Origin of the sequence: Paenibacillus prosopidis (assembly GCF_003337375.1) — a bacterium.
In the GTDB taxonomy this organism is placed as follows: domain Bacteria; phylum Bacillota; class Bacilli; order Paenibacillales; family Paenibacillaceae; genus Pristimantibacillus; species Pristimantibacillus prosopidis.
Window position 1 is genome coordinate 1 of sequence record NZ_QPJD01000029.1, and the last position, 20,207, is coordinate 20,207.

Here is a 20,207-nt window from a genome sequence, read left to right on the forward strand (position 1 = left end):
ATGCACCGTGGTCGTCGGAGTCAGACTAACGGATGGGCTCTAACGCACCATAGTTGATCGACCTTCTTCTCCCAGCCGTAGTAGAAGTATTGACGGCTTTTCCATTTTCATCCTCTGTGGTGCAGCGCTGTTTCTCGCGCTGCATGAATGGCTAACGGGTACGATAGTTTAAAAAACCGCCTTTGACTAGGCGGTTTTCTTGTTGGTTGAAACGATAACGAACTTTAACAAAATGTACAAACTGTTAAATTCGTGAATACGCATGCGGGTAGCTGAAAATCAGCTTCCAGTACCATTTTTATGTATTCGATTTTTACTGCTTGTGTCATTAAACTATACGAACGAGCAGGTTATTTCCAGTAATTACCTCGCACGTTGATACAACTTTTCCTCTCAAAACGCGTCTATAATGCAGCACTAATACAGCGGGAGGAATATGGTTTTGAAGAAAGCATTTCTTGTGCTTATATTCATTGTTTTTGCTACGGGATGTTCTAACGAAACAGAAAAACCAGGTCCAGTTCTACATCAGGAAACAATTGGGGACCTAGCGTATGAAATCAAGCTGAGTAATAACCACTTTGGAATGAATGAAGAAATTGAGGTCTTCACAACCGTGACGAATCGGGGAAAAGAGACTTTAACCTATGTTTCCGGAAGCTCAAGTTGTCCTAACCATGCGGCTGTTGATATTGTTCACCAGGAATCAACTACCAGATTGGCAATAAAACCATACGGACCTTGCACAGCTGATCTAGGTAAGTCTATTTTGGAGCCTGGTCAAGTCGTCGAGGATAAGTCGATTTTCATTGGTGAGTATTATAGCAAATCTGGACTAGAGCCTGCACTGCCCGGTACTTATGATGTAGAGATTGCGCTACCACCTGAGGATGTTAAAAGGACAGAAGACTATCAATCAATCCCTATAAACCCACGACCAAGCACCAAAACACAGATAATTCTTTCGGACAATCGTTGAGCTAACGTGAACAATAGAATAACACACATGGATGAGGCTACCGTTTGGAAAAGGCTTTGAAGGAAGGAATTAAAAAGTACAGAAGTACAATTCAAGAAGCGCAACTATGAGAGGAGCGGAAAAATGAAAAAAAATATTATACTATCTTCAATCGCAGTTGTAGGTCTCTCTATTTCTTTAATATCAAGTTCAGTACTCGCTACGGGTACTCAAGGAGACTCTCTAACTTCACCTCAATCGGGGAATCATTTTGAGATTCCTATCGAAGCAGGCCCTGCACCGGCTAATGCAGTCACACAAACGTTTGAAGAAGGAAGTGCACTTAAAACTCGCCTAATGGATGACCGAGCGAACATTGCAGATATGTTGAGTTCTGAATACAGTAGTATTTATGCCGGTACATACACAGATGATAACGGTGATAATGTCTTTTTGCTTACCGAATTGTCGGTAGATACCGAGAAAAAGGTAAAAGTAATGAGCAAGTTTAAGGATAAAATTAAATTTAAAACAGTTAAATATACAAAAGCCAAGCTCTTGGAATCCAAAGAGAAATTATCATCTTTGGCAGCTACTCTCGGTCTTGAAGCTGTTGGTCTGAATGGGAAAGAAAATAAGGTCAATGTTTACATTTCTAAAGATGTGTTTGACAATAAGAAACAGGAAGTATTAAAGTACATCGATGAAGATATGGTTAATTGGATAATTGGCTCTTTAGAAATACGATTATAAGCTTATATATCTAGGAGAATCAGTTGAGAAAAATATTACTATATTAGCGGCGGCGAGTATGTATGCAGTCTGGGTTTTAACGGATACGATAGAATGATACACATTGATGAGCAGGTGCTGCGGTAGTCTGCTCATTTCATTATGCTAAAAGGCAGGTAATTCGAACTTACAATTTCACCAGCTTCACTAAGTGTTACAACGTGGCTAAGGATATTGATCAATGTTTAAACTAACGGATTACGATAGCAATAAAATAGTGGCAGTCTAGGACGTTTATTTTCTGTCCAAGACTGTCATTTTTATTTTTAATAGGTGCTTAATCTTTCATGACTTTTCCATAGAGTATAACCTGTACGAATTTTATGAATATGTGTTTGCCATAAGTTTTTCTAAGTAAATATATGATTACCGTACGTTTTAATAACTTGAGAAAAATCCACATTTCTTGTGAAGAAAAGGGAAAAACCCTTTAAAGTCAAGGGATGGCAATCTTTTATGTAAAGTCTCATGCAGTGTGACTTTACGTATAAGTTTGCCACCTTGGCAAAGAATAACTACATAATTTTTATGGCAACATTATAGTTCCATTACGTTTAGTGCATCAAAAAAACAAAACATTAGGATACGTCAATTAATTGACAGTAGCGGCTCTAGAATTGCCCATATTCGCTCCTGAGGTATACCTAGATCAAGATCCTTGGATGATGAAGATAAGGAATACGTAAAAGTTATTCACGGCAAAGTATCTTATCGGAAACCTTCATTCGCTTAGAGTGAAATACATTCGCCAAAATTAAACCACACCAGCTTCGGCTGCTGTGGTTTTTTGAATTCCGGGTGATGGTTGAAATGGTCCTTCTATAAAAAACCGATAAATAATACGTCGTCATTAGCTGAAAGGTTTTTAAACCGAATAAAATAATCGTGTCGGTTTATGAGGTACGGTTATTTTATTTTTCCAATTTCGAAAGAGAAGAGGGTTAGAGATATTGAAAAATGTAAACCAGCAGTCGCGTTAAGCTAACTGGCAGGTTAGCTCAATCAAATAGTGGCAGTCTAAGACCTTTTCTTGTCTCTAGTTGTTCCCGTTAGGCGTCGATATTCATACTATTATTGCCGCCTGGCTGTACGTATTAACAATCACATTTTGATAGTTCTATCTTTAGCCATGTCATTGATCAGCACCTGATCTCAATTCGGTGGAAACAGCTTGTCCCTTGTTAAAATAATATTGGCGGTAATTGTTTATATGGCTGAAGTAATACCGTGAGACTCTTAAAATGCGTTTTAGGTTCAGGTCCTTTTTATACCAAAGTGTTTTGAGCGCTTTTTTCTGTTTGTACAGCTTTTTAATTTCAGCAGATAATGCCGGTTCGGTTACATATTTTCGCAACACGACTTTTGGTACATGTGTCCAAAGGGCTGTCTTGTCACTGTACACGCAGTCTTTGTCCTTGTTATAAACGACATTATCTATCAGCTCAGCTATCATGTTAAGTCCTGCTGCCCTGACAAAAAAACTGCTTCTGCCAAGTCTCGGGTTAATTTCGAACATCATATATCTTCCTGTTCTGATGTCATATTTCATATCGATATTGGAAAAACCAACATAACCAATCTTTTCAAGAAATGATTGTACCTTCTGATAAATGTCTATATCAGATCGACAAATAATCGCAGCGTAGTTGCCAAGTGTTTTTGGCGCATATTCCTCAAGTACCGGCTGGCCAAGACACATCATTTTCACTTTCCCGTTGTCGTCGGAGTAGCTGTTGATGACACGCATCGAGCTGTCTCCGCCAGGAATAAATTCTTGTATAATTAACTTTCCTTTATAATCGGAAGTATTTATGTTTCTGACCATAGATAAATATTCATCCTTAGAGTTAAAGAAAAACACCTTCTTTTTGCCTTCAAAATGACAGTGCAAATACTCGTAGGCATTGCTGTTTTCGGGCTTTACGACGATTGGAAATTGAAAATCCATTTGCTCCAGCGCCCTTTCGCGCTCATGCGGCTCACAAACAATTGTTTGCGGATAATCCAGTCCATGTTTTTCACATAGTTTATAGAATTTATCTTTTGTATCAAGCGTATCAAGCAAAGCCTCTGAAATAAAATGATTCGCAATAAGTCCTTTGAATTTGTCATAATGCCGCGACAACAAGGATGCATAGTAATCTGAGCAAGGAATGACGACTAGTTTTCTGTCCGGAGCGGCGTATTTTTCCAATATGGAAAGCAGAGCGCCCGGAAATACTTTATCATGATCAAATCGATCGATTTGAATGAGATCAAATAATTTGCTGTTCATGGTTGGGATTAATAGTCGAGTGCACAACAACAGCGGCTTGATCTGGTAAGCTTCATGAATGAGTCTTACGTTTCCATATGCATTTTCATCGCTTCCAAGTATAATCGGAAAAAAATCATAACTTTTCATGCTTTCTCCTTGTCATATATGTTCTAAATTAATTCCTTTATTATATCAAAAAACATACCTGCAGAAATTCAACTAAGGGATGACATTAATTAAAACGCCGCGGCATCCGACCGGCAGCCGTTTGCCGTTGAAGTAACGGGCAGGATACTTCCAATATGTGTTAATATAGAGCTGGTTATGTGGTATAAAGTTAATTAAACTTGAGGATGTAATTGAAATGCATTTATCAAAAAAAGCAGCTAACGACCAGGTTATGATTGAGTATATCGATTCACTAGAAGAATCTGATAAGAGACTAGTTCCATTGATTATTAGTCCCGGTCTATCTGAGACTGCAGAAGAATATCTAGATTTGCTTGAGGCGGCTTTACCAAGAAGAAGTATAATTCTATCATTCCGAGGCAGGGGAAAAAGCGATACGCCCGATAGAGGGTACAACCTGGCCGAGCATGTATCAGATATTGATGCAGTAGTAAAGCAGACTGGAATCTCATCGTTCCATTTGTTTAGTTATTCACGTGGTGTTTCTTATGCGTTAGGCTATGTCGAAAGGCACAAGGAACATATACAATCGTTAATTATTGGCGACTATCCTCCGGAGCATCGAGCAATGCCACATGATTGGCCCGAAGATTACATAAACAACTATCTAATCCCCTACAATCGAACAGCGAATATCCGACCTGAAGCGGTATGGGGCATCCAAAGAGAATCTACTCTAATTAATTTGGATTATTTGTCTTTGTCGATGCCTGTTTTAGTGGGGAGAGGCAAGCTTCCAGAATCGTTAGCTACGGATACTGACCTTGATCGTTATAAGAAAATGTGTAGCGATATAACAGTAAAGGAGTACTTTCAGTCTGGTCATAACCTAAAAGGGCCCGAGAAAAGGTTGTTTTATACCGACGTAATTGATTTTTTAGATAAAGTAAATTAAAAAAGCTTACAGGTTTTATTATTTTAAATTGTGTTAATGATTACTCTAACGGGTACGATAGCGCAATCCAATAAGGAGCAGTTTGCCGCGGCAGCTGCTCCTTATTCATTAAGCTAAATGGCAGCATAGTTTAAAGCTGATACCTATCTCATAAAGTGGACTCATACTTCCATCTTAGTGCGGCAAGTCTCTACTGAAGGAGTTTGAAACAATACCCCGAATTAAATATTTATGATAAGAATGAGCGGAGTGAGTAGATTTGATGGATTTGGAACAACGAAGGGCTTGGAATGAAAAACATAAGATGTTAACAGAAATCATATCTAAACCAAAAGAACATGTTCAAGCAGTTGAACTATTTCTCACTAACCATGCGTTGCTGTATTCATCAAAGATGGGTTATGGTGTTGGCCCGACGTTCGAGGATTCAGTTTTGGAAAATCTGGACGAAAACTCATTGAGGCGGTATCCAGTAAACGCTCCAGATACAAAGAACTCAATCGCATGGCATTTTTGGCATATTGCTAGGATAGAAGATATGACAATGAACATCTTAGTTGCTAACAGTCAGCAGGTACTTTATTCTGATAGCTGGCTTCAAAAAATGAACATCAGATTCTCCCACAGTGGAAATAACATGAGCGATGACGACATAGCAGAACTAAGTTCGAGAATTGATATTGGTGCTCTATTAGAATATAGAATAGCAGTAGGAAAACAAACTCGACGAATAATATCGTCGCTGCAACCAGGCGAGTTCAAAGAGAAAGTTCAAGAAAGTAGAATCAACAGGTTATTTGATGAAAATGCTATTCTTCAAGAAGCGTGTGGTATTGCTGAATATTGGAGCAAGAAGACTGTCGCTGGGCTTGTGTTAATGCCAGCAACGAGACATAATTTTTTACATTTGAACAAATGCATCCGTATTAAGAATAAACTCCAAAAGGAAATAAAGAGTCCACTCCGGCTGGCCTTATCATAAGCAAAAAGTGACAAGGTCGCTCAACTAACGAAAGACGATAGTGGGGGAGCTGCCGCGAGGACAGCTCCTTTTTGATGCTCATTGAAGTAACGGGCAGGATAGTGGAGGAGCTTGCTTAGCGTGGCTCCTTTTTGGTTTGTTGAAGTAATGGGCGGTTTAACGCAATAAATCAGCCATTTTCATTGACTGTAGAAAAGCTGGATTAGTATGATTGCTATAGAATAGAAAAATCTTGAAAGTGGGGCTTTCACATGTCACCAGGCATTCATTTTATTAAATTGAGGTAACAGCAGTGAGTTAGGGAATATATTAAATCAAGACTCAATAACCAAGGAGAACTCATGGACCCAAAAATAAAATTAATGTTCTTGGACGAACATGCCGCAGAAGGCGCTGCGCGGTACGGGGTCAGCCCAAAGGTGCTGACTTTCATTGGAGGCTTTCAAAACTTTATTTATTCCTATAATCGCGATGAATTGAAATATATTCTCCGTTTCACTCCGAGCACTCTTCGCACGTCGGAAGGACTTGCAGCAGAAATAGAATGGATTCGTTATCTTTCGGAGAATGGTTTGTCGGTTTCAGAACCGGTTTCTTCGGTTAATGGAAAGGATTTCGAACGAATCCAAGGAAATATGATGGATTTGTACGTGACCTCCTTCAAACATGCACCCGGCCGTAAAATCGGATATCCAGAATGCCTAGGTAATTCTATACTTTATGAAGAATGCGGACGCATAACGGGCCGTCTTCATGAACTGGCCAAGCTTTACAAACCTATGGCCAAAAGACACACTTGGGAGTGTAATGAATACCTCTTGCGAGCCGAAGATTACTTACCGTCAGAGCTTCAACCAATTCTTTTTGCCCTTGATGAACTTAGAGCACCATTGGCTAGTCTACCTGTTAATGCTGATAATTTTGGTTTGATCCACGGAGATATTAATGTAGGAAATTTCACTGTCGATGAATCAGGGGAAATAACGCTCTTCGACTTCGACGAGTGCCAGTACAGTTGGTATGTCGAGGATGTTGCTATCCAGCTCTATTACTTGCTGTATGTATTCGGGGAAGATTCGAAGTCTGAACGTAAGGTCCAATATGAACTTTTCATAAAACATTTCGAGCTAGGCTATACAGAGGATGGCCGTCAAATGCCTGACAGCTGGAAGGATCAGTTAAAGCTTTTCCTTAGACTACGCGAAATTATCGTAGTCGTCGGTATGCACCGGAGCTGGGATTTAAGTCAACCCGACGATTGGACCCGCGATTTCTTGCAGGATAGTAGAATGCGGATTACTAAAGGTATTTCGTTGATCGATGAGTTCTAGAACTCCTAAAATGGGGATACTCATTAAGCAAACGGAAACGATAGTTGAACTCTACAAGGGAGCAGATCGCCGCGGCAGCTGCTCCCTTGCTGCATTGAAGTAACGGGCAGATTACGCTAATGATAAGTGTTATAATTTGGTGTAAGAACTGATAAATAGGGTGTGAAATGAATGCAATATCAATGCTACTGTGGCACAAGATTATCAAACGTCTTAGTACCAAACGATACTCAATTAAGGGTGTATACTGACTTTGAATGGGAAGAGGTGTTAAATAATGACTTGGTAGAAGATATTCCTCTTCCAAAATACGATGTTTGGCGTTGCACCAATTGTAAAAGAATCATTTTCTTCGATGGTCTTAAGGTAGAAATGGTGTATAAGCTTGAATATGTTGCGAGTGAACAGAAATCATCGGATGAGTAGTTATAGTTACAACGAGTACGATAGTGGGGAGCTGCCGCGAGGACAGCTCCTTTTTGATCTCATTGAAGTAACTGGCAGGATTGCTTAATCACTACACGAATACCTTAGATATGACTGATTTTATTATGTTCGCAAAAAAGACGTTATCTGAAAGATACGCAATGATTATTTTTTGAAGGGGTGATTAAATTGAAGCAAGGGATAATAGTTTTTCTAAATGGAACTTCAAGTTCCGGAAAGACTTCCATATCGACTGAACTATTAAACCAAAATGAAATCTCGTTTTATCATTTATCAATTGATGATTTTTTTAATGGATTGTTTCATGACTACATTGATTTCATTAACACAAAATATGCAGAAGATGTGCAAGGCCCAACCAATATAATTATTGAACCATTGATTACTTTGTTTTATTCAACAATTAAATTTATGTCGGTAATGGGGACGAATATCGTTGTAGATACAGTAAATGATACTGACGATCGATTTAATACATTTCTAGGTTTATTAATGGATCATCCTGTACTTCTTGTAGGAGTAACTTGCTCGAAAGAGGAGCTTATTAGGAGAGAAAAACTAAGGGGAGATAGAGAGATTGGTTTAGCAATCTCACAGTATGATAAAGTTTATTGCCTTAATGAGTATGACCTTGAACTAAATACTGAAACCTTGAGACCAAACGAATGCGCCAATTTGATATTAAATTTTATTAGATCAAATCGTGAATACTCTGCTTTTAAGAAGTTAAATAAAAGAAGTGTTGGTGTTTCATAGAAGTCGTATTCTTCAGATAACACCATGTTCACATTTGACAGAGTTCAATACGCTAACGGGTACGATAGCTCAACGAACAGGACGAAACGGCATTCGGTTTAATGGCTGTGACTCAATAGGAGGTGCTAAAAATTAATCTCAATCGTTATTTAGGAATCTGGATCTTGTCGTTGGCTCTACTGTAATAAGCAATTCCAGAAAATAGAGAAGAGGTAGCATCTTCGCCTATCTTTTTGAACTACCATGAAAGAACGGATTAACTTTCATGCTCTGTGGTGCAGCATAAGAGATGCATGGATGGCTAACGGGTATCGACAAGCGGTTTTTGTGTCGCGTATTTGATTTAAGCAAAGTGGTGTCGTGTATTAAAGCAGTTTTTTTTCGGTGCACAACTGAGTGCTCTTAACCATAATGGATTACTTCTTTTTAAAGAAATATAAAACGCCAATATTAACAAAACAATTTACAATAAATCCGATTCCATAGTACATCATACCGAAAATTTGAGATAACCCATCTTTAGCAAATTGTAACCACCACAAGCAAGCAGTACCATATAACAGAATCGCTAAACCAATGGATAGAAGCAATGATTGACGAAAAGAATTTGTTTTTTTAAATCTAATTACTGCAAATAGGATGACCAAAAGAAACGCAATGCCCATCACACCAAAATATAATAAAGCTTCTAAATCGACACTTCTCATAGAGTTCTCCTATCTAAAGTTATTCCTCAACACATTGTAATTTAAAAATATAAGGGAGAAGAGTACCAACTTCAGCTAGTACCGCTGTAAAGAATACATATTACTCTGACAAACAAGTCATAGCATCCTGATTCTAAGCAAACTCATCTATAACACGAATGTTCTTTTTTAGAGCATTCAAGGATGATACTACTGACCCTCCAAGTTCAAGTAACTGTCATTAATACTGAGTTTGATTTTTTTTGGAAATTTCGAGATGTGTTATTGACGAACGATAATTACAGGGTAAGATACGATGAATTAAAGAAGAACTTTGATGGGAAAGAAATGGATGATTATCGTGAAGGTAAAAATGCGTTTTTCGAATGGTTAATGGAAACGCCAGAATTTAAGTCATTAAGTTCCCATGGAAGAATACAATTACTTCCATAATCTGTGGTGTCGCGTGTACGGCGTGGATGGCTAACTGGTAACGATAGCTTTATAATGTTTCACTACGTAGGCTGGTGATGATCCACTCGGCAGCCTGTTGTGCTAACTGGCAGTAGAGCGTGGTAATGATGTAGCGGATCCACCTGAAGGTCGGAGGCAGGAAGGGCATGTTTGTGTTCGGACTCTCACCTTTTGGCATTCCGAAACAGGTACAACAGCCCGAGGGTGATAAAAGTTCAGCCTCCCACATCGTCTCCTGAGGAGTTACAATTCGTTTTGGGAGCAAGGGATCGAGCCTTTGCGAAAGAACAAAACGAGAAGAGGTATAACTATGAAACGTGGTTGGAAAAAGGTATTGGGATGGACTCTCATGATATCCATACTATCGCTCAACCTGGCAGGAATGATCGCCGCATCGGCATCGGAAGAGGTCGCGTATCCAGAAATCGCATCCGGTTCCTCGCACAGTTTAGCGGTGAAGAAGGACGGCACGGTATGGGGCTGGGGCAACAACGATAACTATCAGCTAGGAAACGGAACGGCCGAAAGAACGCACACCCCCCTGCAAGTTCCGGGGTTGGCCAATGTCGCCAGCGTCGCGGCAGGCTTAAATTTCTCGGCGGCGGTGAAGAAGGACGGCACGATATGGATCTGGGGCAATAACACGTACGGTCAGCTGGGGGACGGTACGCAAGTATCGCGCAAGCTTCCGGTTCAGGTCAAAGACCCTAGTGATCCTACGGGGTACCTTACCGGCGTGAAGCAAGTCGCCTTGGGAGGGACGCATGCGATCGCGATGAAGGCGGACGGAACGGTCTGGACGTGGGGAAGCAATGCGCTGGGACAGCTCGGCTACGTCGTCAGCTCCCAGCTCACGCCGAAGCAAGTGATCATGCCCGACCATCCCGATGTCCGGTTCAAACAAGTCGCAGCAACCAACACCCACCGTTCTTTTGCGGTTAGCACAAACGGGGAGATATGGGCATGGGGGACGAACAGCTCCGGCGAGCTCGGCAACGGTCTTTCCGAATATTCCCGGGTTATTCCCACGCGGGTGCTGAACCCAGAAACTAACTACACTTCGACATGGACCGGCGTGGATTCGATCGCGGTAGGAGGGTATCATGCTCTGGCGTTGAAGGGCGGGGCCGTGTGGGCATGGGGAGACAACTATCTGGGCCAGTTGGGCATCAACAGCAATACGGACAAAGCGAAGCCGGTCAAGGTTCTGGCAAACGTGAGCGGTACTGCCTCGTTATCCAGCGTCAAGTCGGTTTTCGCGGGCGGAGATACCTCGATCGCCATCATGCAGGACGGAACGCTGAGAGGCTGGGGAGCCAACAATTACATTCAGTTGTCGGACGGGACTCCCACGAATCGCTATGCACCGGTTGTCATGAAGCAGAAGAACGGGCAACCGCTCGCGAACATCGTTAAGCTAACGGTCACTGGAACGTTTGTCATCACGGTTCGAGAAGACACGACCTTATGGGCGTGGGGTGCCAGCGGAAGCGGTGAGCTCGGTAATGGAAGCTATACCGGTACGATTGACCATGTAAAAGTGAAGGTGTATTTAACCAATGCCGACTTATCCGGCCTCCAAGTCTCTACCAGTGCTTTGGAGCCTACGTTCTCCAGCGCCACGACCGATTACGCCGTTACCGTGCATCATACCGTTGGCAGTATATCCTTCACTCCGAAGACGGCGGATGTCCGCGCTTCCATCAACGTGTCGATGAACGGCGGACCTGCAGAGGAAACTCCGAACGGAACGGCCAGCGATCCGATCGCTCTTGCCTACGGCGCGAACGAAGTGAGCTTCATCGTGAAGCCGGAGGACCCGACCGCGCCATCCCGCGTCTATAGAGTGACGGTGACTCGGATGAACAACCACGTGCCTGTCGCGGACATCTTCGGTCTGACCATCGATGAAGGTAGCCGGTTCGTCGGTAGAATGCGCGGTTCCGATCCCGACCAGGATCCGTTGAAATACGAATTGGTGAGGGGACCGTCGAAAGGCACCATCGTCATCGATCCGATTACGGGGGCATTCACGTATCAGCACGATCGTAGCACGACTGGGGGGGACAGCTTCGTCTATCGCGTCTATGACGGCACATCCTACTCGGAAAACGGAGTGGTGGCGATCTTCTTCCGCGACGTTCCCGAGGAGGATCCGATCGGAGAAGAGATGTAAGAAGACCCGACAATAAGTAAGAAGCTAATCGTTTCAGTTCAGAAAAAGAAGAAGCGGCACATCATCCTGCCATCTGGATTATGGAAGGTGCAGCTCTCGCCTTGACGCAAAAAGCCCTCAATTAATAAAATTGATTGAGGGCTTTTTTTGCCTCAAACACAAACGGTTTGACACGACGAGGTTAGGACTGAATAACATAGATGAACAGCTGTTGTGACCAATTATCAAGTATATCGGAATGGATTGACAGACGAGAAGGTCTTTTTAATATGACTAATAATAACTTAAACAGACTATCTGCACCATGGTCAATCGGCTGGACAGCTGCGTCCAGTACAACAAAAAAATGTTACAAGATGGTTCATTTTTTTGGTCCAGTGATATGGTGCTGATTGACTTTATAAGCAGGGAGAGAGTTGAACAGCTAATTAACCATCTGATCAAAGAGGATAATTTCAATCAGTTTTTACGCGCTATCCTGATGTAGATATGGAAAATGACGAACACTATCCAGAGGGATTTTTTAGTGGGGATCATTAAGCTAACGGGTACGATAGTTTATAAACGAGGAGCAATTTGCCGCGGTAGCTGCTTCTCGAGCTACGATTGGGCAGAATTGTTCAACGGAATGAAGGATTAGCCTGAAATGATTTAGAATAAATTGGTACAAGTTCCTTTTAAGGTCGAATATGCAGAAATGTTGAAGACACCTGAATCATCTAGGAGGAAACGATGGCCATTTACTACTTTCTGTTTGAAGCAATACCACATGAAGATAATCCTGAACGTAAAGAATATTCGGGGGCATTTGTTAATTGTTGGGTTAACTCAAGTGACGTTAATTTTGCTTTGAAAAGTGCGACCTCTTACGTTAATGATCAAGGCTGGGAAATCATAGATGTTGATGAACAGAATATTGTAAACCGAGAGCGATATGAGGAAGATGATGAACTGGAAGAATCACTTGACTGTTTTGATCAAGCCGTAAATTTGGGTATTTCGGCTATATTTTATACTTGGCCTTATGATGATTAACTCAACTGACGCGGAACTTGAGAACGAAATGATTATGACTGGAGCAAGTGTCACGACGACCTGCTCCTCATCACTGAAGTAACTGGCAGGTTTACGTAGTCAACGATATAATGAGGCTATGATAAAAAGTGGAGGGATCATCTTGGACTGGGGTTCTGGAGGGATATTGGGTTTCACATTATTATTAATTTCTGCAGAGTACCTAAGCTTCATTACTGCGAAGCGTTTAATGAAGAAAACACTAGAATTGTCGTCTTTGCTTCTTTTAAGACGCCATTGGTTAAATGAAGTAAATGAAAAAAGCTGAATAGACTCAGCCAAAGAGGAATGTTAGTGCAAAATGCTAGCTCACCAACCGGGAGAGGTGTTTTTATGGAATCCATGGGGTGGTGGATCCCTTTAATAAGCATAAGCAATGATGAAAAAATATGGGCTGGCACGAAGGTAAGGCTCTTTAATGTTGGATTAAATGCGGCAGATAAAGAGCATGACTACTATGATTATCTTGTATCTTATATCTTCGATAATGATGACCTTCTAGTTAACTAATCTATCCCAAGGAAAAGCCGGGAATATTCTTTGTGTTATTCCAAAAGATAAGCCTTATCACTATTCGAGCGGTAAATCATTAAAAGAGATAGTCGGTCTTGATAATACTTACGTGTTTTTTGAGTAGTTATTGACCAAAGTGGATTAAGCTAACGGTACTATAGTTCAACAATGAGGAGCAGTATGCCACGGCAGCTGCTCCTTATTGTTTATTAAGGTAAAGGGCAGATTAGCTTGATAAACACAACACTCTTTGGAAATTCTAAAACGGATAAACTCAGAAGGAGTGTTATGAGTGATGGTGAAAAAATTAATTTTTATTATGATCCTAACAATGGTTTCAGTGGTAAACCCAAATTTGGTTTCCGCTGACATTGGATTGGATAGTTTGAAAAGTGCAACTGATTTTAAGCTGTTTACACCACATTATTCAACTAAGAGTTGGAAACTTGAAATCAAGGAACCTTATCCTATTGATCTTGATCGATCAATTGTGAAGGTTAGACTCCATTACTTCGATAAATCGGGACAAACATATATGTTTGGGGTTGAACAGCATAAAGCGAAAGGATATAAAATTAAGCGATCTGAAACAACAATCGATGTTCGTAATAAAACAAGTACAACCAAAGTTATAGAAGAGGACTTCAAATTTGATACGAGTGGAGAAAATGAAGAAATTAACGGGATTGAAGCGAGATTTCAACCATGGGGAGATGGAACACCAGGAGGAGTTTTGCGATGGGTGCAAGATGGTACTTACATTGAGATTGATAGTATGCATTTATCTCAAAAGCAAATGGTTAAATTAGCGGAATCGATGAAGTGATTGGATAAAACTAACGGAAAACGATAGTAAGTATCATCTTTCGATGGTGCTTTTCTAATATTAATAAGCACGTTGTTTGTTAATATTGGGACTTTTGGGAATACTACTGTACAAATAAAGAAAAGAAGGGGGATTTCATGAAAAGGATTTTTGGCATGGCTATAATAGCTATAACTTTTTTAGTTGGTTCAACTGCATATGCTTATAGCGAAGAACCATTGAATGAAGAGAGGGTGCCTTTTGAGAAGATGTACTTTGAATATGGCTATAAATCAGTTGAAGATGCATTAGGTGAATGTAATAGTCACTTCAAAAGAAAGATTAAATTGCCATTTAAGTTGCCCCCAATTCCTTTTACACACCATTTGGCAAGATGCAATCAACATGGTGATGTAAACGACCAATTTGAAATTGAGTACCTAAATGAGTTTCAAGGTTCTAATAATAATCATTACATGATAAGGGTGAATCCAGCGCAACATAAGCTGCATAAATTTCCAAGTAAGAGAGACACCATTCGTGCTTATAAGTTACTGAATGGAGAAGTGGCTGTATATGGCACGACTCCTACCATAAGAGATAGACCACCTCTCTTTAACGTATTGATTTTCGAAATGGATGGTTGGCAATATATATTGTCGATTGATAAACGTGTTGAGGATAAGGTAACAGCTGATGTTTTATTGGAGATTGCAAATTCAATAAGATGAAAGTTTAAGCACCACCATTCGTTTGGTTGGTGCTATTTTTTCCTTTAGATCTAATCGGAAAGACCTGCAAGATTACGGGTACGATAGTTCAACACCAAAACGGCTGCCGCGGGGCAGCCGTCATTGCGCTAAATGGCAGGATAGTTTAATCGCATCGCGAATACTTCAAGTATGTAGGAAGAGAGTATTTTAAAGGGTGATGATAATAACTTCCGATAATGAAGACTTTATAATTAATAATTTCGGTATTTGGATAGCTGAAGATGCTAATGTGATTCCCCTCTTAACCATACCTAAAACATATAATGTAGAGGAGATAGGGGCTATTTATGAAGTTCATTCCGCTGGAATTATTTCAGAAAAGCCAATAATTATCGTTAAATCAACGGAGGAATTTGGTGTATATCGTCTTCTTGACGGATTGTTGGGCTGGGTGAAAATGTGTATTGAAGCTTTTAAGGATAGAGGAATAAACGTTTTTCCAGATAAAGTTGAATATGGGCTATTGGATGGGTTTGGTTTTTATGCAAACTTTCTTTATGAATTTGAATAAATCTTGGATTTCACTGCTAACGGGTACAATAGTTGAACACCGAAAGGGCTGTCGCGTGGTAGCCCTTTTTTACGTTAACTGGCAGGATAGAATATATGTTTAAGGGGGGAAAAAGGTGATGGAACACATAGATCATGAATGTGAAAAATGGTATTCTGTGAAACTTTTGTTCGAAGCTAAAATCTCTGGTGAGCCACAGCACTTAACAATCGATGACGCTTTTGATGAGTCGAAAACTTATGAAGAGAGGTTATATCTTATATATGCTGGTTCATTTGAAGAAGCGTATGAAAAGGCAGAACGTGAAGCCAAAGATTCAGAAACCAACCATATCAATCCTTATGGTCAATTAGTAGAGTGGGTATATGTCCAACCATTAGATTGTTTTCACCTTTTTGAAGATGAGATTAAAGATAAAACCGAGATTTACTCTAGGCAGTTTGATGTATCTAAGGAAACGAGTATGAATGAGGTTCTACAACGGTTTTTTCCAGAAGTAACTGAAGAGGAGTAGTTTACAACACCTACGAAGGTTTGTTGAACTAACTGGTACGATAGTGCAGAAAAAAGCGATGGAGCCGATCCATCGCTTCGTTGTTAACGGGCAGGTTAACGTAATAGCCAGCCCAATAATATATTGCAATTTGTAATACTAATGTGAGGTGAATGACTTTGAGAAATATTGTTGAGGATTCTCAGTTTCTCAGTGAAAGAGCTGAGATGATGTACTATTTTCAAGATAAGTTTTACGACCCTGAGGAGACTGAAATTATTGATTCACCGACGGGGAAGTTCAAACTTGAAATCCATCACTATAATCATGAAGAAGGTATTAACAGATATAATTACACAAAAGGGATTGTTACGGATAGTGACTCTAAAACCATCGACATAATATATAGAAATTTCGACCCATTCCTATTCATTTGGGTTGAGGTAAACGGCACAGAATATCTATTGTGTGGGCTCGACTATCAGGGGTATTCAATTGTTAATTTATCAAATAAAGAAACCAAACATTATGTTCCCGAAGAGGCTTATGAAGGTCGTGGATTTTGCTGGGCAGAAATAATGTATTTCCAACAAAAAAAACTAATGGTGGTTGATGGATGCTATTGGGCATCCCCTTATGAACTTGTTTTTTATGATTTTTCTAATCCGATGAATGTACCATATAAAGAGTTATTCCGTGCGGAAGTTGACAGTATCACAAATTGGGATAATTGGAAAGATTCCTGTAGGGTTAGATATCTTGATAAGGAAAACAAAGAGAAAGAATTTGTTTTCTAGAGACTACGCTAACGGCTAACGTTAGTGGAAAACCAGGGAGCATATTGCCGCGGCAACTGCTCCCTGGTTTTCATTGAAGTAACGGGCAGGATTACGAAATAAGAGTATTAGATGGACGCCTGATAAAATGCATTTTGCTCATGTGATCTTGAAACAATAATAGAATTTTTTCGGCAACGTATGAGCAACTAAAAGCCAATGGGTTATATGACCCTCAGTCAATGGCTCTTAAAGGCGTATTGTTGCGCGTCGAAAAGACTGACATTTCAAATAAGAAAATTGTTGTTGAAGGCTCTAAGTATAGATCTGGTCTCGGAGCAATTGGAACAAAAATCGTTGTTGAATACAATAACGGCAAGTGGCAAGTTACAAAAGCAGACGGCACTTGGGAAAGTTAACTATTCAATTGGGATAAACGAAGATGTCATTGTCATTACGCTACGGGTACGATAGTTATAACACACATTGTTGAGCAGGCGCCGCGGTAGCCTGCTTATTTCATTAATCTAACGGAGAACTTTATCATGATGTTTAAGATTGAAAAGGGGAAACTATACCGCAAATCGGTTGCCTTTTCCCCGCTATTCCAGCTAATAGCTTGTCAATATTTAATTATTAATGGCTATTTCATAAGGTGGTATACTTAAAAAAGGGCATGGGAAAGAACCGTCCCACATAGCACGGATAAACATTCCATATATTTCTAATTAGTGCTTCTTACTCAAAACGGAACGCTTTCTTTGTAGTCAAGATGGCAAAAATCCAGTGGATGAGTTTATTCACGCAAGCAATTATCGCTACCTTCAGCACGTTTCTTATCGTAATAAGCTCTTAGTCTTTTATTTCTATTACTACGAATACCACATCGTACCGCTTGATATAGGGCAGTACGAAGTCTTCTGGACCCATGCTTAGTTATTTTATTTATGGTTGCTGTAAACTTGCCTGAAGAAAAAACACTTGGATCAACACCAGAAAAAGCCACCAGTTTCTTTGCGTGATCGAACCGATCGATTTCCCCAATCTCAGCTAAAATTGTTGCAGCAATTTTAGTGCCAATCCCGGGTATCGATTGGATTAAATCATATTCAAGTAACTCTTCAGCCAGGGCCTCTATCGATTTATCAAGGTCTGCTAGATGGTCCTGGTATTGAAGAAGCAATTTGATGAGCAGCTGCATGGAGATCAGATGACTTGGAAAAGCTGTCTCCTTAAAGGGATTTCGCCTTGCTGCAGCTATTAAGATTTGAGCGTGCTCCAGACACCATAAAGCGGATCTGCCGCGTCCTGTAAGGCGTTGGATTGTTGCTGTAATCTCTTTCTCGGACATATCCAGGACCTCTTTAGACGTCGGGTGTAAGGCCAGAAATCGAAGAGAAACTTTCGAATAGAGGTCACCAAACACGCCATGGTATTCAGGAAAAACCTGATCCAGAATAGCCTGGAATTGTAGCTTCGCTTGAACATACATACCCGTTAAAGATTCATGCTGGCGCGTGAGATAGCGTAAATTCATGAGATGCTGGCCCCGTTTTTTGAAGGGTTCAAACTCTTCTTTATAAAATAAGGCTCCTAATAGATGGGCATCAGCGGCATCCGTCTTCAATCGTCGCAAATTGGTTTTCTTTGCATTATGTGAGATTAAAGGATTAATGACGAAGTACAAGTACTGGTGCTCATCCAGAAACTGAACAACGGGGCTATGATAATGGCCTGTTGCTTCCATCACAATGGAGGGACGCATCCCTGCAGCTGATTCCACACCTCTAATATAAGTAAGAAAAGACGCTAACCCTTCAAGATCATGCTTAAACCTAAAGATCTTCCCATGAGGTACTCCACGATCTAAAAAAGCTTGTGCATGGCTTTCTCCCTTGGACACATCCAAACCAATAACTGGATTCATGACATCACTCCCATAGTAATTTCACCGGCAACCCCTAACCTTCTTGTCTTCCACACTATCGCATGTGATACGGGATCAACGTCCCAACCAGCCTAACCATGGTTGAACAAGTAGGGGGGATGAACTGAATAGCTCTCGGGATCTAAGTCCCACGGGCAGAAACGTTCGATCCCCGGCTACCGTAATCTTACGACCAAACAAAAAAGAGGTCGACCAGAAAGATCTGGTGACCTCATAATACGAACGGGCAGGATAGTTGAGTTGTATAGCAATAATCAGATTACGGATTTTTCATATGTTAGCAAGAGGAGAGGTCCTATGGATACATATATATGTCATGTTTGCGGGTTTTCTGAACTTGAAGAACCCCCCTGGGGTCTGAATGGGGAATCATCTAGCTTTAACATCTGTGATTGCTGTGGGTTCACTTTTGGATACGAGGATTGTCAATTAAATGCTTATGAAAAGAATAAACACAATTGGATTACTTCGGGGGCAAAATGGTTTGACGAAGAACTTCAACCTGAGGGTTGGAGTTTAGACAACCAATTGAAAAACATTGAAAAAATACCTCAACATCTATTACCTAAATATCTAAGAATAAGTTGAACTACTATGAAAGAACGTATTAACTTTCATACTCTGTGGTGCAGCATATGAGATGCATGAATGGCTAACGGGCAACTTTAGCGATAGATTTCGTGAAGAAAAAAAAAGGTTTCTAGAAGCGGAGGATTTTTTTGAAACTTAACCTGAAATTGTCTAAGTGGACAGGATTAGTCATTCTATTAAGTTTAGTCATTTTTATTATCATAATTTACTACACCGAAGTAAAGTCTGTTCGGGAAGCTAAAAATAATTTACTTAAGCACAATACTCAAATCACAAAAATATTTTCCTTAGAGAATGTACGAGGATGGGGGGAAAACCCTGAATACTCAGGCATTGTAAAATTTAATGGGGAACGCTGCCGTATTTGGACTTCTGGTAATGGCGTTATCACTGAGAACGAGTGTGAGTGGAATTATGACCAAGGTGAATTGCGCTCCCTCAGAGAATAAGGTTTTTCTCACGAATGCTCGCTCATTCGCAGAATTTCACATGCATGTTTAAATAGGAGTTTAAAGGATTACATGAGATGGGCTAAGCAGTTCCGTTTGAGGGCATGCGGGAATAGAAGGTGCTGGTCTAATTACAACATCTTCCATATAAGATTTACTGCACGTCTCTCTCCACAAGGTCCTTGGGATTCACTCTCCCAGATCTCAACGGGTCTATGCCCTCACATTCCTTCGTCCTATCTATCCAAGGTGTGGAGTCCGATCAACGTTAACGGAACGGGTCTATGCCCTAAAGCCTAAAAATCTCGGTACTCCGTGCTTTCTTTGTGAA

At 40.5% G+C, this 20,207-nt stretch carries 18 protein-coding genes and 2 pseudogenes; 17 read left to right on the forward strand and 3 right to left on the reverse strand.

Going from position 1 to position 20,207, the window contains the following annotated elements:
* Positions 1 to 442: 442 nt before the first annotated feature.
* Both DFP97_RS28820 and DFP97_RS28825 read left to right on the forward strand, forming a co-directional pair.
* Positions 443 to 979, forward strand: coding sequence for a hypothetical protein (locus tag DFP97_RS28820; protein ID WP_114384115.1), 537 nt, complete (start codon positions 443 to 445; stop codon positions 977 to 979).
* Positions 980 to 1,102: 123 nt separating this feature from the next.
* Complete coding sequence (locus DFP97_RS28825; protein ID WP_114384116.1) at positions 1,103 to 1,711, forward strand: hypothetical protein; 609 nt, start codon at positions 1,103 to 1,105, stop codon at positions 1,709 to 1,711.
* 1,171 nt (positions 1,712 to 2,882) lie between these two features.
* Here DFP97_RS28825 and DFP97_RS28830 read toward each other — a convergent pair.
* A complete protein-coding gene (locus DFP97_RS28830; RefSeq protein WP_114384117.1) occupies positions 2,883 to 4,154 on the reverse strand; it encodes a carboxylate--amine ligase in 1,272 nt (423 codons plus the stop codon).
* Positions 4,155 to 4,371: 217 nt separating this feature from the next.
* Between DFP97_RS28830 and DFP97_RS28835 the strand changes: the two genes are divergently transcribed.
* From DFP97_RS28835 to DFP97_RS28855, 4 genes are all read left to right on the forward strand, one after another.
* Positions 4,372 to 5,091, forward strand: a complete 720-nt coding sequence (locus DFP97_RS28835; protein ID WP_114384118.1) for an alpha/beta fold hydrolase — start codon at positions 4,372 to 4,374, stop codon at positions 5,089 to 5,091.
* A 262-nt stretch (positions 5,092 to 5,353) separates the two neighbouring features.
* On the forward strand, positions 5,354 to 6,073 hold the full coding sequence (locus DFP97_RS28840) for a DinB family protein (RefSeq protein ID WP_114384119.1): 720 nt from the start codon (positions 5,354 to 5,356) through the stop codon (positions 6,071 to 6,073).
* Positions 6,074 to 6,414: 341 nt separating this feature from the next.
* Positions 6,415 to 7,404, forward strand: a complete 990-nt coding sequence (locus DFP97_RS28845) for a phosphotransferase enzyme family protein (protein ID WP_114384120.1) — start codon at positions 6,415 to 6,417, stop codon at positions 7,402 to 7,404.
* Positions 7,405 to 8,019: 615 nt separating this feature from the next.
* Positions 8,020 to 8,607, forward strand: coding sequence for a chloramphenicol phosphotransferase CPT family protein (locus DFP97_RS28855; RefSeq protein ID WP_114384122.1), 588 nt, complete (start codon positions 8,020 to 8,022; stop codon positions 8,605 to 8,607).
* Between the two features lie 416 nt (positions 8,608 to 9,023).
* On the opposite strand, the gene DFP97_RS28860 is transcribed toward DFP97_RS28855, so the two are convergent.
* Complete coding sequence (locus DFP97_RS28860; protein ID WP_114384123.1) at positions 9,024 to 9,314, reverse strand: hypothetical protein; 291 nt, start codon at positions 9,312 to 9,314, stop codon at positions 9,024 to 9,026.
* Between the two features lie 183 nt (positions 9,315 to 9,497).
* Here DFP97_RS28860 and DFP97_RS28865 point away from each other — a divergent pair, with 183 nt between their 5' ends.
* From DFP97_RS28865 to DFP97_RS28905, 9 genes and pseudogenes are all read left to right on the forward strand, one after another.
* Positions 9,498 to 9,746, forward strand: a complete 249-nt coding sequence (locus tag DFP97_RS28865) for a GrpB family protein (RefSeq protein ID WP_245976643.1) — start codon at positions 9,498 to 9,500, stop codon at positions 9,744 to 9,746.
* 331 nt (positions 9,747 to 10,077) lie between these two features.
* The gene (locus DFP97_RS28870; RefSeq protein ID WP_114384124.1) at positions 10,078 to 11,943 is read left to right on the forward strand and encodes an RCC1 domain-containing protein; all 1,866 of its coding nucleotides are present in this window, start codon (positions 10,078 to 10,080) and stop codon (positions 11,941 to 11,943) included.
* Between the two features lie 732 nt (positions 11,944 to 12,675).
* On the forward strand, positions 12,676 to 12,978 hold the full coding sequence (locus DFP97_RS28875) for a hypothetical protein (protein ID WP_114384125.1): 303 nt from the start codon (positions 12,676 to 12,678) through the stop codon (positions 12,976 to 12,978).
* Between the two features lie 381 nt (positions 12,979 to 13,359).
* Positions 13,360 to 13,654: pseudogene (locus tag DFP97_RS28880) on the forward strand (hypothetical protein).
* 171 nt (positions 13,655 to 13,825) lie between these two features.
* Positions 13,826 to 14,356 carry a DUF4367 domain-containing protein gene (locus DFP97_RS28885; protein WP_114384126.1) on the forward strand — a complete coding sequence of 177 codons (531 nt, stop codon included), beginning with the start codon at positions 13,826 to 13,828 and terminating at the stop codon, positions 14,354 to 14,356.
* Between the two features lie 137 nt (positions 14,357 to 14,493).
* Positions 14,494 to 15,066, forward strand: a complete 573-nt coding sequence (locus DFP97_RS28890) for a hypothetical protein (protein ID WP_114384127.1) — start codon at positions 14,494 to 14,496, stop codon at positions 15,064 to 15,066.
* Positions 15,067 to 15,262: 196 nt separating this feature from the next.
* Complete coding sequence (locus DFP97_RS28895) at positions 15,263 to 15,619, forward strand: hypothetical protein (RefSeq protein ID WP_147275111.1); 357 nt, start codon at positions 15,263 to 15,265, stop codon at positions 15,617 to 15,619.
* 118 nt (positions 15,620 to 15,737) lie between these two features.
* Positions 15,738 to 16,133, forward strand: coding sequence for a DUF4288 domain-containing protein (locus tag DFP97_RS28900; RefSeq protein WP_114384129.1), 396 nt, complete (start codon positions 15,738 to 15,740; stop codon positions 16,131 to 16,133).
* Between the two features lie 158 nt (positions 16,134 to 16,291).
* Entirely contained in the window at positions 16,292 to 16,909 is a 618-nt protein-coding gene (locus DFP97_RS28905) for a hypothetical protein (RefSeq protein ID WP_114384130.1), read from the forward strand.
* Between the two features lie 717 nt (positions 16,910 to 17,626).
* Here the strand turns inward: DFP97_RS28905 and DFP97_RS28915 are convergent.
* A pseudogene (locus DFP97_RS28915) lies at positions 17,627 to 18,815 on the reverse strand (IS110 family RNA-guided transposase).
* 318 nt (positions 18,816 to 19,133) lie between these two features.
* On the opposite strand from DFP97_RS28915, the gene DFP97_RS28920 reads away from it, so the two are divergent.
* Together DFP97_RS28920 and DFP97_RS28925 are read left to right on the forward strand one after the other, a co-directional pair.
* Positions 19,134 to 19,424, forward strand: a complete 291-nt coding sequence (locus DFP97_RS28920; protein WP_114384132.1) for a hypothetical protein — start codon at positions 19,134 to 19,136, stop codon at positions 19,422 to 19,424.
* Positions 19,425 to 19,555: 131 nt separating this feature from the next.
* Positions 19,556 to 19,876 (forward strand): hypothetical protein, encoded by a 321-nt coding sequence (locus DFP97_RS28925; protein ID WP_114384133.1) that lies wholly within the window; start codon positions 19,556 to 19,558, stop codon positions 19,874 to 19,876.
* The last annotated feature ends 331 nt before the right edge of the window (positions 19,877 to 20,207 follow it).

What these genes read in the sequence shown, in the direction of transcription:
- DFP97_RS28825 (WP_114384116.1), top strand. Translation starts at nt 1,103, where the DNA reads ATGAAAAAAAATATTATACTATCTTCAATCGCAGTTGTAGGTCTCTCT.
- DFP97_RS28830 (WP_114384117.1), bottom strand. Translation starts at nt 4,154, where the DNA reads ATGAAAAGTTATGATTTTTTTCCGATTATACTTGGAAGCGATGAAAAT.
- DFP97_RS28835 (WP_114384118.1), top strand. Translation starts at nt 4,372, where the DNA reads ATGCATTTATCAAAAAAAGCAGCTAACGACCAGGTTATGATTGAGTAT.
- DFP97_RS28840 (WP_114384119.1), top strand. Translation starts at nt 5,354, where the DNA reads ATGGATTTGGAACAACGAAGGGCTTGGAATGAAAAACATAAGATGTTA.
- DFP97_RS28845 (WP_114384120.1), top strand. Translation starts at nt 6,415, where the DNA reads ATGGACCCAAAAATAAAATTAATGTTCTTGGACGAACATGCCGCAGAA.
- DFP97_RS28860 (WP_114384123.1), bottom strand. Translation starts at nt 9,314, where the DNA reads ATGAGAAGTGTCGATTTAGAAGCTTTATTATATTTTGGTGTGATGGGC.
- DFP97_RS28865 (WP_245976643.1), top strand. Translation starts at nt 9,498, where the DNA reads ATGATACTACTGACCCTCCAAGTTCAAGTAACTGTCATTAATACTGAG.
- DFP97_RS28870 (WP_114384124.1), top strand. Translation starts at nt 10,078, where the DNA reads ATGAAACGTGGTTGGAAAAAGGTATTGGGATGGACTCTCATGATATCC.
- DFP97_RS28875 (WP_114384125.1), top strand. Translation starts at nt 12,676, where the DNA reads ATGGCCATTTACTACTTTCTGTTTGAAGCAATACCACATGAAGATAAT.
- DFP97_RS28885 (WP_114384126.1), top strand. Translation starts at nt 13,826, where the DNA reads ATGGTGAAAAAATTAATTTTTATTATGATCCTAACAATGGTTTCAGTG.
- DFP97_RS28890 (WP_114384127.1), top strand. Translation starts at nt 14,494, where the DNA reads ATGAAAAGGATTTTTGGCATGGCTATAATAGCTATAACTTTTTTAGTT.
- DFP97_RS28900 (WP_114384129.1), top strand. Translation starts at nt 15,738, where the DNA reads ATGGAACACATAGATCATGAATGTGAAAAATGGTATTCTGTGAAACTT.
- DFP97_RS28920 (WP_114384132.1), top strand. Translation starts at nt 19,134, where the DNA reads ATGGATACATATATATGTCATGTTTGCGGGTTTTCTGAACTTGAAGAA.